Source organism: Achromobacter deleyi, from assembly GCF_016127315.1.
GTDB classification, from domain to species: Bacteria; Pseudomonadota; Gammaproteobacteria; order Burkholderiales; family Burkholderiaceae_B; genus Achromobacter; species Achromobacter insuavis_A.
Genome location: NZ_CP065997.1, coordinates 4,450,076 through 4,475,265, shown reverse-complemented (window position 1 = coordinate 4,475,265; position 25,190 = coordinate 4,450,076). Strand labels below are relative to the sequence as shown.

General features: G+C 69.9%; 9 protein-coding genes. 4 read left to right on the top strand and 5 right to left on the bottom strand.

The genetic code is table 11. The features are described from left to right. Positions 1-17: 17 nt before the first annotated feature. Both I6I07_RS20360 and I6I07_RS20355 read right to left on the bottom strand, forming a co-directional pair. Complete coding sequence (locus I6I07_RS20360; RefSeq protein WP_198483457.1) at positions 18-761, bottom strand: SDR family NAD(P)-dependent oxidoreductase; 744 nt, start codon at positions 759-761, stop codon at positions 18-20. A gap of 27 nt (positions 762-788) precedes the next feature. Further along, positions 789-1,472: a TetR family transcriptional regulator gene (locus tag I6I07_RS20355; RefSeq protein ID WP_198483456.1), complete on the bottom strand. Its 684-nt coding sequence runs from the start codon at positions 1,470-1,472 to the stop codon at positions 789-791. An 81-nt stretch (positions 1,473-1,553) separates the two neighbouring features. Here I6I07_RS20355 and I6I07_RS20350 point away from each other — a divergent pair, with 81 nt between their 5' ends. Beyond that, the gene (locus I6I07_RS20350; protein ID WP_198483455.1) at positions 1,554-2,222 is read left to right on the top strand and encodes an O-methyltransferase; all 669 of its coding nucleotides are present in this window, start codon (positions 1,554-1,556) and stop codon (positions 2,220-2,222) included. 13 nt (positions 2,223-2,235) lie between these two features. On the opposite strand, the gene I6I07_RS20345 is transcribed toward I6I07_RS20350, so the two are convergent. After that, positions 2,236-3,774, bottom strand: coding sequence for an MFS transporter (locus tag I6I07_RS20345; RefSeq protein ID WP_198483454.1), 1,539 nt, complete (start codon positions 3,772-3,774; stop codon positions 2,236-2,238). A gap of 112 nt (positions 3,775-3,886) precedes the next feature. Here I6I07_RS20345 and I6I07_RS20340 point away from each other — a divergent pair, with 112 nt between their 5' ends. Beyond that, complete coding sequence (locus tag I6I07_RS20340; RefSeq protein ID WP_198483453.1) at positions 3,887-4,792, top strand: LysR family transcriptional regulator; 906 nt, start codon at positions 3,887-3,889, stop codon at positions 4,790-4,792. 43 nt (positions 4,793-4,835) lie between these two features. On the opposite strand, the gene I6I07_RS20335 is transcribed toward I6I07_RS20340, so the two are convergent. Next, positions 4,836-7,520 (bottom strand): hybrid sensor histidine kinase/response regulator, encoded by a 2,685-nt coding sequence (locus I6I07_RS20335; protein ID WP_198483452.1) that lies wholly within the window; start codon positions 7,518-7,520, stop codon positions 4,836-4,838. After that, positions 7,513-8,343: a DNA-binding response regulator gene (locus I6I07_RS20330; protein ID WP_198483451.1), complete on the bottom strand. Its 831-nt coding sequence runs from the start codon at positions 8,341-8,343 to the stop codon at positions 7,513-7,515. Before I6I07_RS20330 ends, I6I07_RS20335 begins: the two co-directional genes overlap by 8 nt. A 465-nt stretch (positions 8,344-8,808) precedes the next feature. On the opposite strand from I6I07_RS20330, the gene I6I07_RS20325 reads away from it, so the two are divergent. Next, positions 8,809-10,485, top strand: coding sequence for a ShlB/FhaC/HecB family hemolysin secretion/activation protein (locus I6I07_RS20325; protein WP_198483450.1), 1,677 nt, complete (start codon positions 8,809-8,811; stop codon positions 10,483-10,485). Between the two features lie 24 nt (positions 10,486-10,509). Then, positions 10,510-25,185 carry a filamentous hemagglutinin N-terminal domain-containing protein gene (locus I6I07_RS20320; RefSeq protein WP_198483449.1) on the top strand — a complete coding sequence of 4,892 codons (14,676 nt, stop codon included), beginning with the start codon at positions 10,510-10,512 and terminating at the stop codon, positions 25,183-25,185. Positions 25,186-25,190 lie beyond the last annotated feature (5 nt).

Below are 25,190 nucleotides of genomic sequence, written 5' to 3'. Positions count from 1 at the left end.
GCGGCCGGGCACGCGCGCTACGTCAGGTTCAGGCCGCCGTCGGACAGCAGGATCTCGCCCGTCAGGTAGTCGGACTGCGCCAGCCACGCCACCGCCTGGGCGATGTCGTCCGGACTGGCGGCGCGGCGCATCGGCGCGCGTTCGCGCCATAGCTGCTGCGCCTGGGTCCAGTCCTGCGTGAGCGGCGTATCCACCAACCCGGGCGCCACCGCGTTGACGCGGATGTCCGGCGCCAGCGTCACCGCCAGCAGGCGCGTCACATGGTTCAGCGCGGCCTTGGCCGCCGCGTAGGGAATCGACGCGCCCTTGGGCCGCACGCCGGCATGCGAGCTGACGTTCACCACGCATCCCGGCCGGCCGCGCGCCGCCGCCGCCGACAGCGCCGCCTGCGCCTCGGCCACCAGGCGGAACGGCGCGACCACGTTGACCTCGTGCATCTCGTGCCAGACCGCCGGCGTGGCCGCGGCCAGGTCGCCATGCGGAATCACGCGGCTGATGCCGGCGTTGTTGACCAGCACGTCCAGCCGCCCCCACGCCGCCGCCGCTTCGCGCACCAGGCGGACGCGGTCGGCATCGACGGCCAGATCGGCCTGCACATACACCGCCGAGCCCAGCTCGGCGGCCAGCGCCCGGCCCGCCTCGGCCGACTGGCGCGAATGCAGGACCACGGCATAGCCCTCGCGCGACAGGCGCCGGGCGATGGCGGCGCCGATGCCGGAGGTGGAACCGGTCACCAGCGCAACGGGAAGGGAATCATGCATGGAATCAGGAAATCAGAGAGAAAGGCGTCAGGGGGAAGGCTTGGCGGACGACTTGCGGGCCTGCCGGCGCGCCGGACCGGCGCCGCCCGCCAGGCTGTCGAGATAGGCGCACAGCATGTCGGCCAGCGCGTCCGCGTAGGCCTCGATCTCGGCCTCGGCGCGCGGGCTCTCCGAGAACTGCTTGCCCACGGCGCTGAGCGTGTGGGTGATGAGATCGCCGGCCAGCGCGCGGGTGGCGTCGGACGCGTTGGGCAGGGCCTCGCCCAGGAAGGCGAGCACGATGCGGCCGCCCTCTTCCTTGGTGGCGCGCGCCTCGGGCGCGTCGCGGTAGAGCGGCGCGGCGTCGTTCAGGGCCACGCGCATCACCGCCTCTTCGCATTCCGAGCGCACGAAGGCGTGCACCACGTTGCGCAGCCGCTGGAGCGGCGCGTGGCCGCGGTCTTCAAGCAGGCGGCACAGCAGGTCCGAGGTCTGCTGCCATTCCTGCGTCTGCAGCCGGTACAGGATGGCGGCCTTGTTGGGGAAGTACTGGTAGAGCGAACCGATGCTGACGCCGGCTTTCTCGGCGACCCGGGCGGTGGTGAAGCGCGTGGCGCCTTCCTGGGCCAAAACCTGAGCCCCGGCTTGCAGGATGGCCGCGACCAGCTCGGCCGAACGGGTCTGCTGCGGCTGTTTTCTCTCGGAAAGCCGGGTGCTGCGGCGTGTGGTCATGGCGGCTCGGGAAATGCGAATAGAGAAATGCGATGAATTCGTCGTATTCTAAACCCGCAATCGCTACTGGAAAACCGCCTCATGACCAATACCCTGACTTCCCCTTCCCTGGTCGCCCTGCTCGACCGGCTGTTCACCCACGCCGACGCCTCGTGGTCCCAGGCCGCCCCGGCGCTGGCCAACATGTCCGACGCCGAACAGGCGCGGCTGATGCGCAGCAAGACCGACTACCGCGACTTCTACGGCCGCATGAAGGACCTGCCGCTGGCCGTCTCGCCCGAGACCGGCACGTTGCTCTACATGCTGGCGCGCAGCACGCAGGCGCGGTCCATCGTCGAGTTCGGCACCTCGTTCGGCATCTCGACGCTGCACCTGGCCGCGGCGCTGCGCGACAACGGCGGCGGCCGGCTGATCACCACCGAGTTCGAGCCATCCAAGGTGGCGCGGGCCGGCGAACACCTGGCCGAGGCCGGGCTGGCCGACCTGGTGGAACTGCGCCAGGGCGACGCGCTGCAGACGCTGGCGACCGATCTGCCGGACCGCATCGACCTGGTGCTGCTCGATGGCGCCAAGGCGCTGTATTCGGACGTGCTGGCCCTGCTGGAAAGCCGCCTGCGCCCCGGCGCGCTGATCGTGGCGGACAACGCCGACTATTGCCCCGAATACCTGGCGCGGGTGCGCTCGCCGGCCTCGGGCTACCTGTCGACGCCGTTCGGCGACGACGTGGAACTGTCGATGCGGCTGGGATAAGCCGCGACGCGGCTCAGGCCCGCGCCGCCGCCGACGCCGCGGCCGCGCGGGTCTCCGGCCTGCCGAGGAACAGGAACACCACCAGCGCCGTCAGCACCGTGATCGCCGCCAGGATCCACGACAACGTGGCGAAGGCATCGGCCGACGCCCGCGCCAGGGCGGCGCGCCCGACGCCCGGCAGGAGCGCGGCCACCGCGTCGAAGTCGCCCGCGACCAGTTGCTGCGCGGCTTGCGCCGCCCGCGACGCGGCGCCGGGCAACGCCGCGGCCAGATGGTTGGCGGTCAACGCGCTCAGCAGCGCGCTGACCACGGCCAGCGCCACGCCCTCGCCCGCCACCCGCGTGGTGCTGAAGATGCCGGTGGCCATGCCGGCCCGTTCGGTCGGCACCACGCTGACGGCCAGGCCGTCCATCAACCCCCACGGCAGGCTGATGCCGATGCCGATGAGCAGCATCGGGCCGACCAGCGCCGTCACCTGCCCGGCCGTCATCGCCAGGCCAAGCCAGGCCAGGCCGGCGGCCGCCAACAGCAGCCCCGCGCCGCAGATCAGCGCCGGCGCCAGCCAGCGAGTCAGCTGGCCGGCCACCACCGGCAACAGCAGCAGGGGCGCGGACAGCGCGATCATCATGCGGCCGGCCTCGATCTCGCCCAGGCCGTCGACGGCGATGAAGCGCACCGGCAGCAGGATCAACAGCACCACGAAGGCATAGGCCGGGGCGGCAGCCAGCAGTTGCACGCCCAGGAAACGCGGGTAGCGGAACAGCGTCAGGTCGAGCATCGGCCGCGCCGCGCGCAGTTCGATCAGGCCGAACACGGCGAACAGCGCCACCGCCGCCGCCAGCATCGCCAGCGTCGACGGATCGCCCCAGCCGCTTTGCGGCGCCCGCATGATGCCCCACGTCAGCAACGCCAGGGCGGCGCTGAAGGTGGCCGCGCCCGGCCAGTCCAGGCGCCCGGCCGCGGGGTCGCGCGATTCGCGCAAACCGCGCGCGCCCAGCGCGAACGCGATGGCGGCCAGCGCGATCACCAGCAGGAAGATGCTGCGCCAGCCGAAGCGCTCGATCAGCACCGCCGAGGCGATCGGCCCGAACGACAGGCCTGCGCCGAAGCTGGCGCCCAGCAGGCTGAAGGCGCGCATGCGGCCGGGCCCGTCGAACTCCTGCGCCAGCGCGGCCGCGCCGCCCGAGAAGATCGCCGCGCCTCCCAGGCCCTGCGCCGCGCGCAGCAGGTCGAAGGCGACGATGCCGGGCGCGTAGACCAGGCCGACGGAAGCGGCGATGAAGATCGCGGCCCCCGCCAGGAACACGCGGCGGCGGCCATAGCGGTCGGCCAGCGCGCCGGCCACCAGCAGCGTGCTGCCGAACACCAGCATGAAGGCATTGGTGATCCAGTTCAGCGCCACCGGGCTGCCGCCCAGGTCGCGCGCGATTGACGGCAGCGCGATGGCGGGGCCGGTGAAGGTAAACGGCATGGCCGCGCACGCCAGGCACACGGCGATCAGGATCAGGATCTTGCGGGCCACGGCGGGCGGCGGGGAAACGGTCGATGGCATGAACGGCATCACAATGAAAGGGGAACGGCATTGAAGATACAGAGGCTCTCCTGATGGATAAATAGGTTAAAAATCCACACATCACGGAATTAATTTCTTCAATGGAACCGCCATGGACCGCTTGAGCGGCTTGTTGCCCTTTGTCCGCAGCGCCGAGCTGGGCGGCTTTGCCGCCGCCGGCCGCGACCTGGACTTGTCGCCCTCGGCGGTGGGCAAGGCCGTGGCGCGGCTGGAGCAGGACCTGCACGTGCGCCTGTTCCAGCGCAGCACGCGCCGCATGCAATTGACCGAGGAAGGCCGGCTGTTCTACGAGCGCTGCAAGCGCATCCTGGAAGATCTGGACGACGCGCACGACATGCTGTCGCAGACGCTGCGCGAGCCGCGCGGCCGCCTGCGCGTCAGCGCGCCGCTGGTGAGCTACCACTTCCTGCTGCCGGTGCTGCCGGCCTTCGCCGCGCGCTATCCGGGCATCGAGCTGGACATGGATTTCAACGACCGCATCGTCGACCTGATCGGCGAACGCGTCGACGTGGCGATCCGCAGCGGCGACCTGCCCGATTCACGCCTGGCGGCGCGGCCCCTGGGCACCTTCCGGCTGCTACTGTGCGCCGCGCCGGACTACCTGGCGCGCCACGGCGCGCCGCAACGGCCGCGCGACCTGGAACGGCATCGGGCGGTGCGGTTCCGCTACCCCAACGCCGGCACGCTGCAGGCATGGCCGCTGGCGCTGGCCGCCGGCGAGGCCGAGCCGCGGCTGACGGCCGCGTTCACCTGCAACAACATGGAAGCCCTGCTGGGCGCCACCATCCAGGGGTTCGGCATCAGCTGCATGCCCGACTTCCTGGCGCGCGACGCGCTCGCGGCCGGCACGTTGCGCACGGTGTTGGACGAGCAGGTGCGCGGCGCGGGCCGCTTCCAGGCGCTGTGGCCGTCGAACCGCAACCTGTCGCCCAAGGTCAGGGGGTTCGTGGATTTCCTGGGCGAACGGCTGTTCCGCGACGGCCCGGGGCCGGCCTAGCGCCTGTTCGCCCGAAAAGGCGCCGGGCGCCGCCGCGTGCGGGTCACGCCACCGGCATCCGCTCGCACAGCTTGCCGATCGCGGCCAGGTCGCCCAGTCGCGCCAGGCGCTGCACCTGCTGGCTGAAGTCCGTGAAGGCCGGGTCGCGCGCCTGGATCGCGCGCGCCCAATCCATCAGGTCCGAGATGCCGCCGATGTCCAGCAGCCGCTGCACCTGCTCCAGCTCGGCGCGCGACAGGCAGGGCATCGGCGCCGACGCCGGCGCCGCTTCTCGGCCAATCTGCTGCGTCGGCAGGTGCAGCAACCTGCCCAGCACGTGCCGCAGCTCGACCAGGTTGATGGGCTTGAGCAGGCTGGCGTCGTAGCCGGCGCCATCCGGCGTGGGCGCCTCCTGCGGCGTGGCCGACACGGCCACCACCGGCAGGTCCGGCCAGCGCGCGCGGGCGGCCGCCAGCACGGCCGAGCCGTCGGCCCCTTCCATGCGATGGTCGGTCAGGACCAGGTCGGGCCGCTGCGCGTCGTCGGCCTGGATGCGCGCCACCATGCGCAGGCCGTCGGCCTCGCTTTCCACCTGGAAGCCCAGGCTGGCCAGTTCCTCTACCAGGAATTCGCGGATTTCCGGCGTGTCCTCGGCCAGCCAGATGCGCCGCCCGGTTCCGTCCAGCAGCGGCAGCACATGGGCCGCGGCGGCGATGTAGTGATGCGACACGCGCGATTCGTCCACCTGCCTGACCGGCAGCGCCACCCGGATCGTGGTGCCCTGCCCCAGCTCGCTCTCGACCTGGATGCGGCCGTGCATGCGCTGCACCCATTGCTGCACGATGGCCAGGCCGAGCCCGACGCCGGGCTGGTTTTCGGCCGACGACAGCCGCTGGAAGGGTTCGAAGATGTGCTGCCGGTCCTGCGGCGCGATGCCGCAGCCGGTGTCGCCCACCGACAGCGTCAGCCAGCCGCAGGGCTCGCCCGCGCCGGGCGCGGCGTAGTCCGCCGTCAGTGTCAGCACGCCGCCGCGGGTGAACTTGGCGGCATTGTCGATGAGATTGGACAGCACCTGCCGCACCCGCTTGCCGTCCATTTCCAGCACGGCCGGCAGCGCGTCCGCCACCCGCAGTTCGAAGCGGTTATCCTGGCGGGCGGCGATGGGCGCGGATTCCTTGGCCACGGTGTCGAGCAAGGCGTGCACGTACTCGGGCGCCAGGCGCAGGGCCTGGCCGCCGGCGCCCGCGGCGTAGTCGATCAGGTCGTTCACCATGCCCAGCATGTGGTCGGCGCTGCGGCGGATGACGGCGCCGCGCGGCGCGTCGTCGCGGCCGCCGGCCTGGATCAGGTCGGCGAAACCGATGATCGAGGTCAGCGGCGTGCGCAGGTCATGGCTGATGCGCGCCAGGAAGTCCTGGCGCACGCGGCCGGCTTCGTCGGCCAGGATCAGCGCCGCCTGCAACGCCTGGGTGCGCTCGGTGACGGCCTGGTCCAGGCGCTGGTGCTCGCGTTCGCGCGCCTGCGCCAGTTCGCGCTGGGCGGCCAGGCGTTCCTGGCGATGCTGGCGCGACCGGCCATACAGCAGCACGGCCAGCATCAGCGAGACCGACAGCAGGTCCCAGGCGACTTCCGGCCCGCCCTCCCAGCGGCCCGGCAGCAGCCCGTGGATGTAGGCCACGCGCAGGAACAGGCAGGCGCAATAGACGGCGAAGGACAGCAGGAAGATGCGCGCGTTGGCGTGGCCGCGGCGCCAGCCGTCGGCCATGGAGATGAGCCAGACCAGCGCCCACAGGAAGATCAGGCCGATCAGCGCCTGGGCGGCCTCGCGGTAGTCGCCCAGCGCCGCCCAGACCGTGCCGGCGACGCCCGCGGCGATCAGCGACAGGTACACCCCGCGCCACAGGCGCACCCGGTGCAGGTCGGCGAACAGCATCGCCATGAACGCGAACAGCGACGCCGCCAGCGTCGCCAGGACGCTGGGCGCGCGCAGCGCCATCTCGCCGCCGTCGGTCAGCACGTAGCGATACAGCAGCCCCTGGAACGACAGGCTGTAGAGAATCTCGATGAAGACGGCGGCGGACAGCAGCAGGAACACCGGGTCGCGCTGGACCGCGCCGAGCAGGCCGGCGTAGATCCCGACCATCGCCAGGGCGCCGACCAGCAGCGCCACCAGCATGGTGTTGCGCTGGGTCTGGCTGACGAACGCCGCCGGCGTGCGCAGGGTGGGCTCCATGCCGATGGCCGAGCGGCTCTGCACCCGCACCAGCACCGTCATGCGCTCGCCCGGCTCGAGCCGCAGCGGCGCCACCGACACGCTGGCCAGCACCTCGCGCCCGGCCAGCGGTTCGCGATTGCCTTGCAGCAGGACCTTGGCCGGCGTCGCCTGCCCTGCCGGGAACAGGTAGAAGCGCACGTCTTCCAGGCGCGGCACGCCGAACGACAGCCAGCGCTCCTGGGTGCTGCCGGAGGGGTTGCTCACCTCCAGCCGCAGCCAGAACGCCGAGGCCGAATAGCCCCGGTTCAACCAGCCGGCGGTCACGGGTTGCCAGGCGTCATCGAGGATCTGGCTGGCGTCGCGGCTGGCGCTCTTGTCTTCGATGCCCCGCAGTTCGCTGGTCAGCGGCAGGCTGCCGCTCACCGCGCTCAGGTCGATGACGGGTTGGACGGCCTGCGCGCGCACGGGCAGGATCAGGCAGGACAACGCCAGCCACAGCAACCAGGCCACCAGGCCCGGACGAACACTACGCATGCGGATCCCGTTCCTGGCGCAAGGCGGTCGGCGCCATGCCGAACCGCTCGCGGAAAGCGGTGGAGAAATTGCCACGATTGCCAAAGCCCACCGCCTGTGAAATCGCCTGGATGTCCAGGCCGGTCTCGCACAGCAGGCGGCGCGCCTCGCGCATGCGCTCTTCGCGCAGGAACTCGAACACGGTGGTGCCGGCGCAGCGCCGGAAGGCCTGGTTCAAGCGCCGCGCGTTGGTGCCCAGCGCCTGGGCCAGGGCCACCAGCTCGGGCGTGTGGTCGAGCCGTTCGCGCAGCAGCTTGCGCGCGGCGCGGAACAGCACCCCGTCGAGCGAGGTGCCGGCGGCGACCGCCGAGGTGCCGCCCCCGGGCGCCGCCTCGACCGGCGCCGGCGCGGGCGCCGGGATCGGCGCCACCCGCAGGTGGATCAGCAGGCGCAGGCGCACTTCCTCGAAATCGAACGGCTTGGCGACGTAGTCGACCGCGCCCGCCGACAGCCCCGCCACCCGCTCGGTGGGCAGGGCGGCGGCGGTCAGGAAGATGATGGGAATGGCGCGCGTGGCCTGGTCGGCCTTCAGCAGCCGGCAGGCCGCCAGGCCGTCGCAGACCGGCATGTTCACGTCCATCAGGATGATGTCCGGCTGCACCAGCTGCGCCTTGCGGTAGCCGTCGTTGCCATCCTCGGCCACATAGACCCGGCAGTGCTGGCTGGTCAGGAAATCGACCAGCAGCATGCGGTCTTCGGGCCGGTCCTCGACGACCAGCACGCGCAGGCCCGCAAGCTGGCCAGGGGGGAGCGGATGGGAGGCGGCGTCGTTCATGCCGCGCATTCTTTCATGCCGGCGGGGGGACGCGTTGGTAACACGCGACGAAACCGTCGCGGGTTTATGAATATTTTTCCTTGTGGCAAACGTGCCGTGCATTCCGGCAAACCTCGCAAGTGCAATCATTATTCACACATGATAGTGTTTGTTACATAGGCAACTTGCCGGAAAAGGTAGTGCGGCGTCGACCGAACCGCCGCGGCGTCTCCCGATAACAACATCCCGCAGATACCGGGACGGCACGCCGGCAAGCCCTCTCTGTGAAGCATCCGAAAAGATGCCATTGCCCAGGCAAGAATCCCGCAGTGCCGGATAGTTGTAAAGAACTTTAGAAACTTTGTTTATTGATGTTTACGAAATATATCAAATAGCTTCTTTTAATTCTGATTGTAACGAATTATCACTTACGTATCCATGCGCCGCCTAGCCCACTCCCGCCGCCCCGCCGTTTTCCGCCAGCCTCCCTTCTCCTTGCGCGCCGGCTTTGCCGCCGTGGTGCTGGCGCTCGCCGCCGGACCGGTGGCCGCGCAGAACGTGCAGTTGCGCCTGCCGTCGGGCGCCGAACCCGGCCGCCAGCTGCCGCAACCCGCCCTGCCGGAAAGCACCCCCACCGCGCCGCCGGTGACCGTGGAGCAAGGCGGCGCCACGGAAGCGCCCGCCGGCGCCGACAAGCTGACCTTCACGCTGACCGACATGCGCGTGGAAGGCGTGACCCGCTATTCGGCCGATTCGCTGCGCCCGCTCTACCAGGGACTGGTCGGCAAGACCATCACCGTGGCGGACGCCTTCAAGGTGGCCAACGAGATCGAGCTGCGCTACCGCAATGACGGCTACGTCACCACGCGCGTGATCGTGCCGGCGCAGACCATCGATGACGGACATTTCCGCATCCTGGTGGTCGAGGGCTACATCGCCGACGTGAAGTACGACGGCGACATCGGCCCGGCCCAGGCGGCGGTCGAGAAGCTGGTGCAGCGCCTGCGTGGCGTGCGTCCCATCAACGTGGCGGAAGTCGAGCGCCAGCTGCTGCTGGCCAACGACCTGAACGGCCTGACCGTGCGCGCCTCGCTGGAGGCCTCGCCCAACGAAGTGGGCGGCTCGGTGCTGGTGGTGCACAGCGAACGCAAGGCGGTCGACGCGCGCCTGGGCATCGACAACCGCGCCTCGCCCTACCTGGGCTGGAGCGAAATGACCGGCCAGGTCACGCTGAACTCGTTCGGCGGGCGCGCCGACAGCCTGACCCTGACCGGCCGCATGGGCTTCCCGGCCTACCGCAGCAAGGCCGTGGGCGCCAACTACAACATGCTGGTGTCCGACAGCGGCACCACCGTCGACGTGGCCGCCAGCTACGCCAAGAGCGAGCCGGGCCGCGAACTGGCGCCGCTGAACGTCGCCAGCGACGTGCAGGCCTATTCGGCCACCATCACCCATCCGTTGATCCGGTCGCGCCAGGAGAACCTGCGCGCCTTCGGCATGCTGGACGTGCGCAACGTCGCCACCGACATCGTCGATACCCCCTTCACGCGCGACCGCCTGCGCGTGCTGCGCGCCGGCCTGAGCTATGACCGCACCGACAGCTGGAACGGCATCACCGCCGTGCGCGGCACGGTGCACCAGGGCCTGGACGCGATGGGCGCCTCCAAGGAAGGCAACGAGCTGGCCTCGCGCGCCAAGGGCCGCCCGGACTTCCTGAAGCTCACCGCCGAACTGACCCGCCTGCAGCAGCTGTCCGACCGCTTCAGCCTGGTGGCCACCTTCGCCGGCCAGTACAGCGCCCGCCCGCTGCTCGCCAGCGAGGAATTCGCGCTGGGCGGCCCCAACTTCGGCCGCGGCTACGACGACGGCGAAATGTCCGCCGACTCGGGCGTGGCCGCCTCGCTGGAACTGCGCTACGCCGTGTCCACCGACCGCTTCCTGCCCAGCGGCGCGCACGTCTACACGTTCGTGGACGGCGGCCACATCTGGTCGCGCAGCGAAAGCGCGCCGCTGACGCGCGCCAAGCTGTCTTCCTACGGCGCCGGCATGCGCGCCAACCTGACCAAGAACCTGTACGCCACGATCGAAGTGGCCAAGCCCATGAGCTCCGATGTCCTGACCCAGGGCAACAAAGATCCCCGCGTGTTCTTCAGCCTCTCGGCCCAGTACTAATCCGCGACAGAAAAGCGACCGACCATGACTCGTCAATCCCGCATCCTCGCCCAATCCGCCCGCCGCCCGTCCCTGAAGGCCCCGCCCCTGCCCGCGCTGACCACCATGGCCATGGTGATCGGCTCGCTCGTCTCGGGCGGCGCGCACGCCAACCCCACCGGCGGCAACGTCGTGGCCGGCGGAGCGACCATCAATGACCGCGGCAACGGCACGCTGGACATCAACCAGTCGACCGGCAAGGCGATCATCAACTGGAAGGGCTTCAGCATCGGCGCCAACGAGACGGTCAATTTCCGTCAGCCGGGCAGCAACAGCGTCACGCTGAACCGCGTGGTCGGCAATGATCCCTCGGCCATCTTCGGCCGGCTCAACGCCAACGGCACCGTGGTGCTGGTCAACCCGAACGGCGTGCTGTTCGGCAAGGGCGCGCGCGTCGACGTGGGCGGCCTGATCGCCACCACCGCCAACATCAACGACAAGGACTTCCTGGCCGGCAAGTACAAGTTCGATCAGGCCTCGTCCAAGGCGAACGCCATGATCGTCAACGAAGGCACGATCAGCATCAAGGACAGCGGCCTGGCCGTGCTGGTGGCGCCCGCGGTGCGCAACTCGGGCGTCATCGAGGCCAAGCTGGGCCGCGTGGCCCTGGCCGGCGCCAAGACCGTCACGGTCGACTTCCATGGCGACGGCCTGCTGAGCTTCGACGCCACGTCCACCGTCAGCGAACTTCCCAAGGACGCCGACGGCAAGCCGGTCTCGGCCCTGGTGACCAACGCCGGCGTGATCCGCGCCGACGGCGGCACGGTGCTGCTGACGGCGCGCGCCGTCAAGGGCGTGATCGACAACGTGGTCAACACCGACGGCATCATCAGCGCCAAGGCGGTGGGCACGAAGAACGGCAAGATCGTGCTGTCCGGCGGCGACGCCGGCACGGTCAATGTGGCCGGCACCGTCGACGCCACCGGCGCCGGCGCCGGCGAGCGCGGCGGCAAGGTCGTGGTGACGGGCGAACACGTCAACGTGGCGCGCGGCGCCGCGATCGACGTGTCCGGCGCGGCGGGCGGCGGCGAGATCGCGCTGGGCAGCCTGGGCGTCGCGCCCGACGACGGCTCGGCCGCGTTCAGCGGCAAGTCCTCCACCGTCAAAGTGGCGGCGGGCGCCACGCTCAAGGCCGACGCTCTCATCAATGGCAACGGCGGCAGCGTCACGATGTGGTCCAACGACGCCACCGCGTTCGCCGGCAGCCTGTCGGCGCGCGGCGGCGCCCAGGGCGGCAACGGCGGCTTCGCCGAAGTCTCCAGCAACAAGAACATCGGCCTGACCGGCTCGGCCGACCTGCGCGCGCCCAAGGGCAAGACCGGCCTGCTGCTGATCGACCCGACCGACCTGCGCATCGTCGACTCCGCCAGCGGCAGCGGCTCGCAGGACGGCAACGCCGGCGACGGCACCGTCAACGGCGGCGACGCCAACACCGCCAACAACACCGTGTCGCGCGGCCTGCTCGAAAGCCTGGCCGGCACCACCAACATCAAGCTGGAAGCCACCGGCCAGATCACCGTCGCGGACATGGCCGCGATCAATCTGAAGACCACCAGCGGCCATAGCTTCACGATGCGCTCGACCCAGACGGGCGGCATCCGCTTCGAGAATTCGAACACCGAGATCAGCACCCAGGGCGGCTCCATCACGCTGGAAGCGCTGGGCGTGGGCAGCACGCTGGACAATATCGGCAAGCTGACCAGCCGCGGCGGCGCGATCACGCTGAACGCCACCGGCGACATCAACCTGGCCAACGTCATCGACGCCGGCACCGGCGCGGCGCAGATCCGCACCAGCGCGGGCTCGATCCGCAACACCGGCGGCGCCAACCAGGTGGTGGCGGGCAACACCGTCAAGCTGGACGCCAGCGGCGGCAGCATCGGCGACCTGGCCGCCCCGGTCAACACCCAGACGGCGCTGCTGTCGCTGGCGACCGGCGGCAACCTGGCGGTGGCCAACCGCCAGACCCTGACCTCGCTGGACATCACCAGCCGCCACGCGCAACCGAACGCCAACAACAGCTTCCTGCTGACCTCGCCGGGCCTGGCCTTCGCGCTGCAGGACAACGGCGGCTACCAGCTGAACACGGTCAACCAGCCGGGCCTGAACTTCTCGTTCACCGGCGACCGCACCATCACCGTCGGCGACGTGGCCCTGGGCACCGGCACGCTGGCGCTGGCATCGACGGCCGGCCATATCTACGGCACGGCCGGCGGCCTGCTGAACGCCAACCAGATCACGCTGAGCGCCGCCGGCAGCGACGGCCGCAACGGCGCGATCGGCTCGTCGGCGCAAGCCTTGCGCATGCAGACCGTGGCCCTGAACGCCACCAGCGGCAGCGGCGGCATCTACGTGAACGGCCAGGGTTCGCTGAACCTGAAGGCGATCGACACCACGGGCAACCTCGCCGTCCAGACCACCGCCCACCTGACCCTGGGCGACATCAAGGCAGGCGGCTCCGCCTCGCTGACCTCGATCCTCGGCAACATCGTCGACGATGGCAACGACGCCACCAGCATTTCCACCTCGTCGCTGACGCTGTTGGCCGATCATGGCATCATCGGCGGCGCCGCGCGCGCCCTCAAGACCAACGCCAGCACCCTGTCCGCCATCGCGGGCGCCGGCGGCGTGTACCTGGACAGCTCCAGCGCCAACCTGAACATCACGCAGGCGCAGGCCGACACCGGTCCGATCGTGATCACCGGCGCCGGCAGCGTCTCGGCCAACAACGTCGGCTCCGGCGGCGGCGCCATCAACCTGACCGGCAACAGCATCGCCGCCGGCCAGATCAACGCGGGGTCGGGCAACGTCACGCTCACGGCGCGCGCCGGCAGTATCACCGGCAACGCCGCCTCGCTCATTACCGGCAACGTCGTCACCCTGCTGGCCCCGGCCACCAACACCGCCTACACGGTGGGCACCGCCGGGATCTACCTGCGCACGGCCGCCAACGAACTGCACGCCACGGGCGGCAGCATCTACCTGAACCAGGCCCAGGGCTCCGTGCTGCTGGACGACCTGAAGGCCATCAACGGCATCTACGTCACCGGCGTGGCCAACCTGACCGCCAACATGCTGGACGCCGGCAACGGCACGCTGTCGCTCAACGCCCAGGGCGGCAATATCCTGCGCGCCAACGCCAACAGCGTACTGGCGGGCAGCAGCATCAATCTGCAGGCCAAACAGCACATCGGCACGGCCAGCGACCACATCAATACCGCGACCACCAGCCTGACGCTGGGCAGCGGCGGCGACATCTATGTCGACAATCCCGCCAAGACGCTGACCTACCTGGCGATCAACAACTGGCACGCCGACCCCGCCCGCCGCAACACGCTGCAGGTGGCCGCGCCGTTCCTGAATTTCGACGTCAACGACGACCTGGGCAACGCCTACGAGCTCAAGCAGGTCTACAGCTCGCTGCTGAACCAGTTCTCGTTCACCGGCGACCAGAGCCTGAAGCTGGGCAATATCCGCGCCGGCAGCAACATCACGCTGACCTCCACCCAGGGCAGCATCCTGGATGACGGCATCGCCGACACGCGCGTCACCGCCAACAACGTCAGCCTGACGGCCGCCCAGGACATCGGCACCAGCGCCAATTACGTCGCGGTCAACGCGCCGGGCCTGACGCTGGACACCCGTGGCAACCTCTATGCCACCGACATCGCCGACCTCAACTCGCTGACGGTGTACGCGCGCCACAAGGCCGCGGACGACCGCTACACGCTGGACGTGCGCGCGCCGTCGCTGCTGTTCAACATCACCGACGACGTCGGCGGCCACACGATCCGTGAAGTGCGCGACAGCAACTGGATCAACTTCAGCTTCAACAGCGACCGCGACATCACGGTCGGCAGCATCGACGCCGGCTACAGCGGCAGCATCACGCTGAACGCCGGGGGCGACCTGCGCGACGACGGCAACAAGCAGACCCGCCTGCTGGCCAACTCGGTCAGCCTGATCGCCGGCAAGGCGGTCGGCGCGACCGGCACGGGCCATCTGGACGTGCTGGCCGGCTACCTGAGCGGCACGGCGAGCAATGGCGGCTTCTATGTGCAGCTGCCCAATCCGACCGGCTACACCAATTACACCGGCATCGTCACGCTGAACAACATCACCGCCAGCGACGCCGTGCAGATCGACGTGCGCCAGGGCGACGCGCTGGTGGCCAACACGGTGCGCAGCAACAACGGCAGCGTGACGCTGAACGTGGCCAACGGCTCGCTGTACGGCAACGGCAGCGGCAGCGTCTATGCGGGCGGCAACGACATCACGCTGTCGGCCGCGGGCGCGATCGGCGGCATGTACAACGGCGCCGTGCGCTACGTGGGCGTCGGCGCCGCGGGCCAGGCCAACGTGCAGGCCACCGCCGGCACCGACATCTATCTGAACGGCACCACCGGCGACATCAAGCTGACGCGCCTGGAGGCCGGCACCGGCCAGATCGGCTACACCCAGTCTTCCGGCAACACCACCCTCGGCAGCCTGCGCGCCGGCGGCGCGGCCACGCTGGCCAATACCGGCGGCTCGCTGCTGGACGATGGCGATGCCGCCACCCTGATCCGCGCCAGCAACATCGCCCTGACGGCGAGCGGCGCGATCGGCGCGGTCGGCGCGGCATTGACGCTGCAGGCGCCCGACGTCAGCCTGACCAGCGGCGGCAACATCGCCGTGGACAGCCTGACCGGCCTGACTCGGCTGAACGTCACGCGCAACGGCTCGGCCAATGGCGTGTACAGCATCACCGCGCCCAACCTGACGGCCTTCACCGTCACCGATGACGGCCTCGGCATCCACCTGGCGGACATCGCCAGCTCGACCAATCTGGACTTCGGCTTCACTGCCAACAACAAGAATCTGCTGGTCGGCAACATCGACGCGGGCGCCAACGGCAAGGTCAGCCTGGTGTCGGGCCTGAACATCGCCAACGACAATCCGGCCAGCCCCGGCGCCATCCGCGCCGCGACCGTCGCGCTGACGGCCGGCTCGAACGGCTCCATCGGCACGTCCGCCACGGGCGGCGCACTGGCGCTGACCGGCGCCTCGGCGCTCAGCCTGACGGCCGGCAACAACATGTACGTCGGCAGCGACACCGTGCTGCGCAGCCTGACCATCAACAGCCTCAAGAACGCGGGCAGCGCCAGCACCTTCGCCATCAGCGGCGGCGCCGGCCAGGTCATCACCATCAGCGACGACGGCACCACGCAGTACCTGCAACAGGTCACGGGCGGCCTGACCGACTTCAGCTTCAGCGGCCGCAAGAACATCCAGGTCGGCACCCTCACGGCCAGCAACACGGTCAGCCTGACGACCACCGGCGGCGGCGTCAATTCCAGCATCACCAGCGACGGCGGCAGCGGCCGCATCACGGCCGGCAGCGTCACGCTGTCCGCCACCGGCGCGGATAGCTACACCGCCCGCGACGCCAATACCGGCGCCATCGGCGCCAGCGGCCGCGCCCTGCGCCTGAGCACCAGCAACCTGGCCATCACCAACAACGGCGACATCAACCTGAACAACGGCGGGCTGGCGCTGAACAGCCTGAACCTGTATCTGTCGCGCCGCGACGCCGGCAGCAGCGCCAACTTCGACACCAACAGCTACGCCTTCGGCGGCCTGGGCGGTCAGACGCTGACGATCGGCGGCGGCACGAACCTGTCGATCGGCGCCAACATGAGCGGCGCCGCGCTGACGGTCAACACCGACACCGCGATCACGTCGAACACCATCAACACCGGCGGCGGCTCGGTGTCGCTGACGTCCCGCTACGTCAACTCCGACCTGGCCCCGACCATCGGCGGCTCGGGCCTGATTACCGGCAACAGCGTCAGCCTCAACGCCCTGGGCATGAACGGCAGCGTCTTTGCCAAGACCAACACGTCCAACCTGTCGATCGCCTCCGCCGGCAATGTGGACGTGGCCAACAGCAAGCAGCTCGATTCGCTGTCGCTGACCGCCAACCACAGCAGCTCCAGCGGAGCGGTCGTCAACACCTACACCATCAGCGCCGACGGCATGACGCAGTTTTCGCTGAATGATTCGACCGGCACCGCGGGCCTGACGCTCAACAACATCACCAATACCGGCAACCTGGCGCTGTCGATCTCGTCGGACCGCGCGCTGACCGTCAACAAGGTCATCACCGCCGCCGGAGGCTCGGTCACCCTGGCCAGCAATGGCACCATCTACGGCAACAGCTCCAGCGCCAGCTTGCCCAACATCACCACCAGCGCGCTGACCCTGAACGCCGGTTCGGTCACGGGCACCTACGCCACCAGCCAGCCGCTGTTCGTCAGCGTCGACTCGCTCTCGTCCAACATCCGCGGCAGCCTGTGGCTGTCGAACAACAAGAGCCTGACGCTGCGGGACAACAGCGCCACCAGCTCGGCCCAGGTCAACGTGACCAACGGCTCGATCACCCAGGGCGCCGGCCGCTTCGTCACGCCGGTGCTGACGCTCACGGCCGCCCAGTCGATCGGCGTCGCCGGCAACGAGATCCTGACCGACACCCGCCAGCTGACCACGCAGTCGGGCCGCAACCTGTACCTCGACAACGCCAGCGACCTGTTCTCGCTGAACATCACCGCCAACCACGCCAACAGCGCCCTGGACAACGTGCTGCAGGTGGCGGCCAAGGGCCTGACGTTCAACGTCACCGACGCCGGCACCTATGTCATGACCCAGGTCAGCGACCTGACCGGCCTGAACTTCTCGTTCAACGGCGACCGCACGCTGTACGTCGGCAACGTCGACGTCGGCCCGGCCAACACCGTGAGCCTGGGCGCCTATGGCTCGGGCGCCCACATCATGAACCTGACGCCGACCTCGCACATCACCGGCGACGTGGTCACGCTGGGCACGAGCGGCCAGATCGGCGTGGCATCGGGCGACAATTCGGGCTCGATCCACACCACCACCGGCGAGCTCTACCTGACGGCCGGCAGCCACGTCTACCTGGACAACGACCGCGACCTGGCCAGCCTGTCGCTGTACGCCAGCGGCTCGTCGGCGGCCACCTACCAGATCGTGTCGAACGAACTGCTGTTCGACGTGGCCCACAACGGCAGCCGCCTGCAGGTCAACGAGGTGCGCGACAACACCGGCCTGAACCTGATGCTGTCGAGCGACGTCGGCCAGGACATCGGCATCATCGACACCACGCAGAACGGCACGGTGCGCCTGTCCAGCAACAACAGCATCCTGGGCAGCGCCGACGACAGCCAGCGCGTCACCGCCGCGTCGGTGCAGATCACCACCCAGGGCTCGGGCGCCATCGGCGCCGTGGGCCGCGAGATCAACCTGTCGGCGCCGCTGGTGAACATCCAGAACGTCGGCGACGTGTACATCGACTCCAACCGCCACATCGACGCGCTGACGCTGTATTCCACCGGCAACGGCGCGCGCAGCTACAGCATCAACTCGCCCACGCGCGACGGCGGCAGCATCGTGTTCCAGGCCGCGGACGGCGGCAGCGGCAGCAGCGCCGGCCTGGTCCTGACCAAGATCGAGGACAAGGGCGGCCTGAACCTGAGCGTGACCAGCGACCGCACCATCACCGTCGGCGCGATCAACGTCGGCTACGACAGCGTGGTGCTGAACTCGCGCGGCGGCTCGCTGCTGGGCGACGGCGACGCCAACACCAAGATCGACGCGGCCGGCCTGACCCTGACGGCGGCCAACGCCATCGGCGCGGCCGGCGCCGGCAACGCCATCGACACCCGCGTCAGCACGCTGAGCGGCCGCGCCGACAACGGCGGCGCCTTCATCACGGTGGAGGGCAACACCAGCCTGCCGAGCCTGACCTCGACCGGCGCCAGCTCGGTCAGCAACACCGCCGGCGACATCGAGCTGGGCACGGTCAACACCAACGGCAACGCCTTCACGGTCAACAACACCGGCGGTTCGATCCTCAGCGGCACGATCAACAACGCCACCAGCGTCAGCCTGACGGCCAACGGCTCGATCGGCAACAAGAGCGCCATCCGCACCAATGCCCTGAACGGCGGCACCACCACCGTCACGCTCAGCGCCACCAAGACCGACCGCGCCGATGGCAGCATCGCGCTGACCGAGACCTACGGCCTGCAGGCGACCTCGGTCACCGCGCCGGGCGACATCACCCTGGCCGCCGACACCGGCAACAACGGCCGCAACCTGACCGTGGGCACCGTCACGTCCACCGACGGCGCGGTCACGCTGTCGACCGCGCGCGGCAGCATCATCGGCATCGACAACAGCAACCTGGTCACCGGCAAGAGCGTCAGCCTGACGGCCAACTACGGCACGGCCTCGAAGATCGGCACGTCCAACGCGGCTCGCCTGCATCTGAACACAGAGAAGCTGACGATGGCCACGCCTGGCAGCATCTATGTCGACAACCTGGCCGACCTGTCCGACCTGACCATCATCCGCAACAACGCGCAGGGCTCGAACCTGGGCAGCGCCGGCTTCCTGACCATCGACGCCAAGAACCTGACGTTCAGCGGCGCCGACAGCAGCAATGCCACCGCGCTGACCATCGTGCGCGACACGACCGGCCTGAACTTCACCTACCAGGCCATCGGCGCGATCAACGTACACGACATCGACGTCACCCAGAACGGTTCGGTCAACCTGTCGACCAACCCGTACTACACCACAGGCGGCTCGATCCAGGGCATGAACGCGTCCTCGAAGATCGTCGCCGGCGACCTGACGCTGTCCACCGCCACGGGCAACACGCCCAACACCATCGGCTCTGCCGGTCTGGCCCTGAACACCCAGGTCAAGAACATCGCCGCCACCGCCTCGGGCGGCATCTGGCTCAAGCAGAACGGCTCGATCAACCTGGGCAACCTGCGCGCCGGCGGCGACCTGTCGGTCACCACCACCACCGGCGACATCCTGGTCGGCACCGTCAGCTACGGCACCGGCAACGCCCTGACCTTGAACGCCCAGACCGGCAGCATCCTGTACGGCGGCGGCACGCTCTCGGGCGCGGGCACCGGCGCCATCACGCTGACGGCGCAGAACGGCATCGGCACGCGCGACGCGGCGATCAAGATCGCCGCGCCGAACAGCCCGGTGTCGGCCACCGTCACCGGCGACGGCTCGCTCTACCTGGACAGCAGCGGCAACCTGCTGGGCGGCCTGACGACCTCGGTCGCCAACGGCGAGACCCGCATCACCGGCAACGGCAGCCTGGCGCTGACCAGCGTCACGTCGGGCACCGACGCGGCCGGCAACGACATCTCGGTCAAGACCACCTCCGGCAACATCACGGTCAAGAACGTGCAGGCCGGCGCCAACCACGGCCAGGTCACGCTCAACGCCGAGAACGGCTCGATCCTGGCCGACGCCGCCGGCGCCACCGTCAAGGCCTACGGCGTCGCCCTGAACGGCGCCAACGCCGTCGGCGCCCTGAACGGCCGCATCAACGCCACCGGCCAGCGCGTCGAAGTCACCACCAACGGCGGCATGTACCTGGCGGCGGACAACAATTCCGTCTACTCGTACCTGTCGGGCAACACCATCGACATCGCGGCCGCCGGCAATCTGCAGATCGCCAACGCCATCGCCAGCAACGGCACCATCAAGATCGTCGGCAACGGCAACAACAGCCAGCTGGTCGCGGGCAACATCGACGCCGGCGCCGGCACCGTCAACATCGACTTCAGCAAGACCGGCAGCACCATCGTCGACGACCGCGAGGAATCCACCCGCATCATCGGCAACACCGTCACGCTCAAGGCCGGCGCGGGCATCGGCGGCGCGGCCGGCTCGCCCGACAACCTGCAGACGACCGCCGCCAACATCATCGCCGAAGTCACCGGCAGCGGCTCGCTCTACCTGAACGACAACCGCGCGGCCGGCACCACGCTGGCCTCGGTCATCACCCAGGACGGCGCCATCGGCATCACCACCGCCGGCCCGACCCTGGTCACCAGCGCGGTCAGCAAGACCAGCTCGGCCAACAACGGCATCTCGATCGCCACCACCAGCGGCGACCTGTCGATCAACACGATCGACGCCAAACAGGCCGGCGACGTCACGCTGCAGGCGGCCGGTTCGATCAAGGGCGCGCTGGCGGGCAACCTGATCACGGGCAACAGTCTGACCGCCATCGCCGGCGGCAGCATCGGCTCGGCCGCCTACCTGGCCAACGGCACCGGCGGCATCGCGCTGCGCACCAACCTCGGCGCGCTGGGCAATCTGTCGACCGCCGCCGACGGCGCCGTCATCGTGCTCAACAACGTCGGCACGCGGGCGCTCACCGCCAACAGTGGCAACATCCAGCAGGCCGGCGCCAACAGCTCCGTCTACCTGACCAGCGCCGGCGACCTGGACGCCAGCGGCGGCATGTCGAACACGGCCGACAACCTGCTGCTGTCCTCGGGCGGCACGCTCAAGCTGGCCGCCGCCGGCGTGCAGGCCAACGGCACCGTCACGCTCAAGGGCACGCAAGACGTGGTCGCGGCCGGCGCCGCGCCGCGCACGATCAACGTCAAGGGCACCACGGTCAGCTTCAGCAGCGGCGCCGCGGGCGGCAACACCACTCTGGTGACCGAAGCCAGCTCCGTCGCGGCCAGCCTGACCGGCGCCACCACGCCGGCCAACCTGACGCTGACCAACACCGGCGCGCTCGACGCGTCGCTGAGCACCGCCAACGGTGACATCAACGCCACGGCCACCGGCACGCTGATCGCCGCGGCCACGGCCGCCGGCAGCAACCGCACCATCACGCTGACCTCGCAGCACGGCAACGTCGAGATCGACGCCGTCAACGCCGGCGCCGCCAACGGCACCGTGGTCCTGAGCGCCGCCGAAGGCTCGCTGCTGGGCCTGGGCAGCAACCTGATCGCCAACAGCCTGGACCTGACCAGCAAGACCGGCATCGGCACCTCGGCCGACCACGTCACCACGACGGCCCGCAACCTCAAGGCCAACGTCCTGGGCAGCGGCGACATCTACGTGGACGGCAGCGGCCCGCTGACGCTGGGCCGCGTGGCCACGGCCGACGGCAACATCGGCATCGGTGCCACCGGCAATCTGGTCAGCGCGGTCGGCCTGTCGGCCGGCAACAGCGGCGATGTCACGCTGGCCTCCAGCGGCGGCAACGTCACCGTCAGCCACGACATTGCCAGCACCGACGTGCATGACCTGTCCGTGAGCGGCGCGGCCATCGCCATGGCCGCCGCCAACACCAGCGGCAGCCAGGCCTACAGCGGCAACGTCACCCTGAACGGCGACCTGACCGGCAGCGCCATCGGCATCACCGGCAGCGCCACGCTGGCCGGCGCCAAGCGCACCCTGACGGCCAACGGCGCCAACGGCGGCGTCGCCCTCTCGGGCACGCTGAACGGCGGCGCGCAGCAGGCGGTGATCGTCGCCAGCGACGGCGACGTCACGCTGGGCGGCAATGCCTCCAACCTGGCCAGCCTGACCATCACCGGCAACAACATCGACCTGCGCCAGGTCGCCAGCACCGGCGCCCAGCAGTACAACGGCGCCACCACGCTGCGCGGCGCCTACACGACCACCAACGGCGCCTTCGGCGTCGACGGCGCGACCACGCTGGCCAGCGCCGTCAGCGTGTCCACCGGCAGCGGCGCGGTCGCCTTCACGGGCGGCGTGTCGGGCGCCAACGCGCTGACCGTCACCAGCAGCGGCACCACCACCTATGGCGGCGCGGTCGACATCGCCTCGCTCAACCAGGCGGGCACCGGCGGCACCGCCATCAACGGCGGCAGCGTCACCACCAGCGGCGCGCAGACCTACGCCGGCCACGTGGAGCTGGGCGACGACGCGGTGCTGACCGGCGCCACCGTCACCCTGGCCAACGGCGTCGACGGCGCCCATGCGCTGGAGATCGACGGCGCGGCCGCGCTGACCGGCGCCATCGGCGCCACCACCAAGCTGGCCAGCCTGACCCTGGACGGCAGCGCCACGCTCAACGCAGGCACCATCGCCACCACTGGCAACCAGCGCTACAAGGGCGCCGTCACGCTGGGCCGCGACCACACGCTGAGCACCACCTCGGGCAACGTGGCGTTCGACAGCACGCTGAACGGCTCGCGCGACCTGCACGTGGCCTCGACGGCCGGCGGCAACGTCAGCTTCGACGCCGTGGGCGGCGCCACCCAACGCCTGGGCAACCTGAGCATCGACACCGCCGGCACGACCGCGTTCAACGGCTCGGTCTATGCCGCGTCGCTGCAGACCGACGACCCGGGCGCCGTGACGATCAAGGGCGAACGCATCGACACCACCGGCGTCCTGCGCTTCGGCGAACTGGTCACCCTGGCCAGCAACGTCACGCTCAAGGGCAGCAGCATCACCCTGGCCCAGGGCGCGAACGCGACCGACGAACAGCAGGGCCTGACCCTGCAGGGCCCGGCCGTGATCGGCGGCCCGGTCGGCGCCGGCGCCAATGGCCGCCTGGCCTACCTGACCGTCGAGAACGACGTGGAACTGGGCGGCGGCCCGATCAAGACGGTGGGCGAGCAGTCCTACCAGGGCAAGGTCTGGCTGACCGACGCCACGCAGATGAGCACCCGCAATGCCAAGGTGACCTTCAGCGACACCGTCGCCAGCCGCGGCGCCACCGCGAACGGCCTGACGGTCAGCAGCGGCAGCGGCGACGTGCGCTTCACCCAGCAGGTCGGCGACGCCACCACCGGCCGCCTGGGCGCGCTGGCCATCAACAGCAACGGCGCCACCACCTTCGAGAAGGCGGTGTACGCAGCGTCGGTCAACACCGACGTCGGCGGCACCGTGGCCATCAACGGCGGCCTGGTCGACACCACCGGCACGCAGTCCTACGGCGAACGCGCCGTGTTCAGCACCGACACCGTGCTCAAGGGCAGCACCGTCAGCCTGCTGGGCGGCGGCGACGGCGGGCATGACCTGACCATCGACGGCGACGCCGTGCTCAAGGGACCGCTGGGCGCCAACGACCCGCTGGCCAACCTGACGGTCAAGGGCAACGCCACGCTGGGCGCGGGCACCATCACTACCGTGGGCGAACAGTCGTACCAGGGCAACGTCACGCTCGGCGGCAACGTCACCGTGACCAGCCGCCAGGGCGACATCGGCTTTGACCGCGCGGTCGATGGCGGCGGCGGCCTGACGGTCGTCGCCAGCCAGGGCGACGTGACGTTCTCCGGCCCGGTCGGCCAGGGTACGCGCCTGGGCGACCTGAAGGTCAGCGCCGCCGGCGACATCGTGCTGGACGGCCCCGTCCGCGCCGCCTCGGTGCAGACCGGCGGCAACGGCGACGTGCTGATCAACGGCGGTTCGATCGACACCACCGGTTCGCAGTTGTATGGCCAGCACGTCATCCTGAGCGGCGTGGACACCACCCTGACCGGCGCCAACGTGCAGCTCAAGGCCGGCATCGACGGCACCCAGCCGGGCCAGCAAGGCCTGGTCATCGTCGGCAACGCCGATATCCAGGGCGACGTCGGCGCCACCACGCCGCTGCGCAGCGTGGCCGTCACGGGCGCCACCACCCTGGGCGGCGGCAAGACGCACACCACGGGCGACCAGGCCTACAACGGCGCCGTGACCCTGAAGGGCGACCGCGACCTGACCAGCGACACCGGCTCGGTGATCCTGGGCAACAAGCTGGACGGCGGCAACGGCAGCAACCTGAACGTCAACGCCGCCAAGAACATCCAGGTCGCGGGCGACGCCACCGGCCTGGGTTCGCTGACCCTGCGCGCCGTCGACACCATCGTGTTCAACGGCGACGTCAGCGCCTACCGCGTGCAGCAGCTGGAGGCCAAGACCGCCAGCTACAACGGCGCGGTGCGCGCCTCGGGTCCGGACGGCATCGACATCTCCGGCGGCAGCGTGTCGTTTGGCAAGGATGTCACCGCCGACACCGGCGCGATCCGCATCGCCAACACCAGCCCCACCGGCACCACGTCGTTTGGCGGCGGCAGCACGGTCAAGGCCGCCACCGGCTTCACCCAGACCGGCGGCGCCGGCCTGACGCTGCCGGCGCAATTGCTGGTGACGCAGGGTCCCATCAACCTGGGCGCGCCGGCCAAGCTGCAGGGTTCGAACGCGGTCATCCAGACCAACGGCGACATCACCGCCATTGGCCTCGCCGGCCCGCAGACCTCGCTGACTCTGGCCTCCGGCACGGGCGCGCTGCGCATCGGCCTGAACGACGCCGACCCGAGCCACAAGCTCGACGTGGCCGGGCTCACCGTGCCGAACGCCGGCTCGGCCGACATGTGGGGCTCGATCGGCGGCCGCACCGGCTCGATGGCCGCGACCATGGTCCGCAGCTCGCTGGTCGGCGCGCCGTACTACATGAACGGCGCCACCTGGGGCCCGACGGACGTGATCGACCGCCTGGCATCGGTGACGGCCCCGCGCTCGGTGATCCCCAGCACGCCCACCGCCAACCCGCTGTTCCAGGGCACCGTGCCGTCCAAGGGCTTCGGCCCCGACGTGCTGGGCGCCTTCGCCGATCCGCAGGTGCTGACGGTGGCCTCCGCCTTTTCCTGGCAGCTGCCTTCCGGCGACAATGCCGTGCTGACCGTGCCGAACGGCAATGGCCCGGTGCTGCACACGCCCGCCGGCAACCCGCAGCGCCCCGCCGTCGAAGGCATCCCCCCCGCCGACGACGCGCGCCGCGAACTCGACATTCAATCCCGCACTCTCTGATCCGA

Bases quoted from the DNA above. Each gene is read 5' to 3' on its own strand.
- I6I07_RS20360 (WP_198483457.1), bottom strand. From the start codon at position 761: ATGCATGATTCCCTTCCCGTTGCGCTGGTGACCGGTTCCACCTCCGGC.
- I6I07_RS20340 (WP_198483453.1), top strand. From the start codon at position 3,887: ATGGACCGCTTGAGCGGCTTGTTGCCCTTTGTCCGCAGCGCCGAGCTG.
- I6I07_RS20355 (WP_198483456.1), bottom strand. From the start codon at position 1,472: ATGACCACACGCCGCAGCACCCGGCTTTCCGAGAGAAAACAGCCGCAG.
- I6I07_RS20330 (WP_198483451.1), bottom strand. From the start codon at position 8,343: ATGCGCGGCATGAACGACGCCGCCTCCCATCCGCTCCCCCCTGGCCAG.
- I6I07_RS20320 (WP_198483449.1), top strand. From the start codon at position 10,510: ATGACTCGTCAATCCCGCATCCTCGCCCAATCCGCCCGCCGCCCGTCC.
- I6I07_RS20335 (WP_198483452.1), bottom strand. From the start codon at position 7,520: ATGCGTAGTGTTCGTCCGGGCCTGGTGGCCTGGTTGCTGTGGCTGGCG.
- I6I07_RS20345 (WP_198483454.1), bottom strand. From the start codon at position 3,774: ATGCCATCGACCGTTTCCCCGCCGCCCGCCGTGGCCCGCAAGATCCTG.
- I6I07_RS20350 (WP_198483455.1), top strand. From the start codon at position 1,554: ATGACCAATACCCTGACTTCCCCTTCCCTGGTCGCCCTGCTCGACCGG.